This window comes from Infirmifilum sp. (genome assembly GCF_049970975.1).
Taxonomy (GTDB): domain Archaea; phylum Thermoproteota; class Thermoprotei; order Thermofilales; family Thermofilaceae; genus Thermofilum; species Thermofilum uzonense.
Genome location: NZ_JBMFLX010000178.1, coordinates 1 through 2,112, shown reverse-complemented (window position 1 = coordinate 2,112; position 2,112 = coordinate 1). Strand labels below are relative to the sequence as shown.

The window sequence follows — 2,112 nt, the reverse complement described above, 5'->3', positions numbered from 1 at the left end:
TTTATCAACAACTCACAGAATCTGTTAGTGTGGAACTACACCGTGGTTCAATACCAGTACAACTCTACTACTAACACTTATCAGCCCGTCCCCTATAGCATTACGCTCGATTTCAGGCAGGTGCTGATCTTTATCGTGGAGCTGCTCATCTACTTCGTGTTGCCCCTGGCCATGCTGGTGAAAGTCTTTGAACGCTAGAACACGGCTCTCGACAGCCGTGCTACTCATATTACTCGTGTTGTTGAGCGCGTTCTCACTCACGAATACCGTTACCAAACCGCTCACGCCGCCGCCCACGGTTACGATAACCACGACTGTAACCACATTCCCGTATGTTGTCCTCACAGTCCCATCAACACCCGAGGCTAATGACGTGATTACCGTCCACCTCTATGACTTCTACTTTGATGGTGTGAGTGCATACACGGCTATACCGATCACAGTCTACGGCTGGAGTGAGATAACAATTGTGGAGTGGTTCTATCTGTTTAGACCAAAGAATAACACATATTGGAGTAAAACGGGTATGATAGGGGATCAATGGACTGACTACCCCTCGACTGGTGTTGGGACGGGTAATGGGACGTACTACACCTATTGGGTGGTCGGGTGGAACACGCGTAAACCCGATGGGACGCAGGGTAGTTATTTCTACTCCCTGAATACCTACATGAACACGTGGATTAACCTAGTTAGAAGGTTCACGAGTGCTAGGGAGATCAGCTACTGGATCAACGGTAGTAGAGTCTACAGGAATACTGTATCGAGTACCGAGAAGACCGTGCTCGAGTGGAATCCCAGCACCGCCACCTATCCCGACCTTTATAAACGTTATGTCCTAGGTGCTAACTTAAGGCTTGCTGAGTACATGACAATGTACCAGTCCATGCTACTAATCTACAGCCGTGCACTCTCAGACGATGAGATCCGACAGTTCTACTCCTCTGGTGTGGTGAACACTACGGGCTTGATGGTGTTCTTGGATCCGACGTTTTTCAACGGTACTAGCTATGTTGATATCCTAGGAAAGGGTAATACCTTTATTGCATACAACACTCAGAGGATCCCGTCCAGCACGGCTAACATTAGGTTATACCTCATCAAGAACCTCACACAGGACGGTCTAGTGCACCTGAGGTTTTTCCCTAGCGGTACTAAAATAGTGTTGAACGGTGGACAGACAATAACCATCGACGTGCTGGCTCTAGCTATGGGTATAAGGCTTAACGGTGCTGGGCTCTACGAGGACATACCAATTTCACCAGCCTTCGCGTCCTCGATAGTAGCCTTCTACGTACCCAAGCCCTAGTTTTTACCCTACTCCCTCAAAGGTAAAGCCCAATACCTTAATAGTCTCCCTTAACAAGACTTTACCGTAGGGGCGTAAGGTAAAATGCGTTCATGGGACAAGGGGATAGACTACGAGTACGCGTACGCTAAGCTGTCGAGGCTACTGCGCAGTAGCGACCCCACAACCAGGTGCTACTCGGCTATCTTGTTGATGCAGCTCAGGAACGGGCTACGCATAGGGGAGGCCGTCGACGCCTTCATCACATTCATTAAGACGGGTAAGCGGGAGTTCATGACAAGGGTCGAGAAGAAGAAGAGGCCTGAAGAACGCCTAGTCGTGGTGCCCGTCGAGCTGGACGACCAAATCAGGTTATCCTGCATAGACCTAGCCCAAGTGGACAGGAGGGTTCTTACTAACAGGATAAAGAACTGGTGCCGCCAGAAATTAGGCTTTAACACCCACTCACTACGCTATGCGTTTATCACGTATCTCTTAAGACAGGGAGTGAACCCGTCCATCATAGCCAAGATAACTAAGCACTCAAAACTTGATTTCATTCTCAACTACACCCAAGCCAAGACGGCCGAATTTGTATTGCGTAGTATGTAAGAGGTGATAAGCATGAATGCGAGGCTTGAAAAGGCGGTCGCCGGCCTCCACAAGGCGGTCAGGCTCTGGCTGGAGACCAACAAGAACGCGATAGGCGAAAAGTGGTACAAGAAGATAGATAGAGAGCTGAGGAAGGTCGAGGCCGGCCAGGTCTACGACTGCGCCGGCGCCCTGGCCCTAGCATTGTGGACGCTCAACGTCCTGGCGACGCT

The 2,112-nt window shown here is 49.9% G+C and carries 4 protein-coding genes; all 4 read left to right on the top strand.

Annotated elements, in window-relative coordinates:
• On the top strand, positions 1-198 hold a 198-nt coding region (locus ACP5KC_RS10270; protein ID WP_428287521.1), incomplete at its 5' end, for a hypothetical protein.
• Complete coding sequence (locus ACP5KC_RS10265; protein ID WP_428287520.1) at positions 188-1,309, top strand: hypothetical protein; 1,122 nt, start codon at positions 188-190, stop codon at positions 1,307-1,309. The genes ACP5KC_RS10270 and ACP5KC_RS10265, both read left to right, overlap by 11 nt.
• Before the next feature lie 84 nt (positions 1,310-1,393).
• The gene (locus ACP5KC_RS10260; RefSeq protein ID WP_428287519.1) at positions 1,394-1,900 is read left to right on the top strand and encodes an integrase; all 507 of its coding nucleotides are present in this window, start codon (positions 1,394-1,396) and stop codon (positions 1,898-1,900) included.
• 12 nt (positions 1,901-1,912) lie between these two features.
• Positions 1,913-2,112 (top strand): hypothetical protein (locus ACP5KC_RS10255; RefSeq protein ID WP_428287518.1); only part of this gene is annotated, 200 nt, incomplete at its 3' end.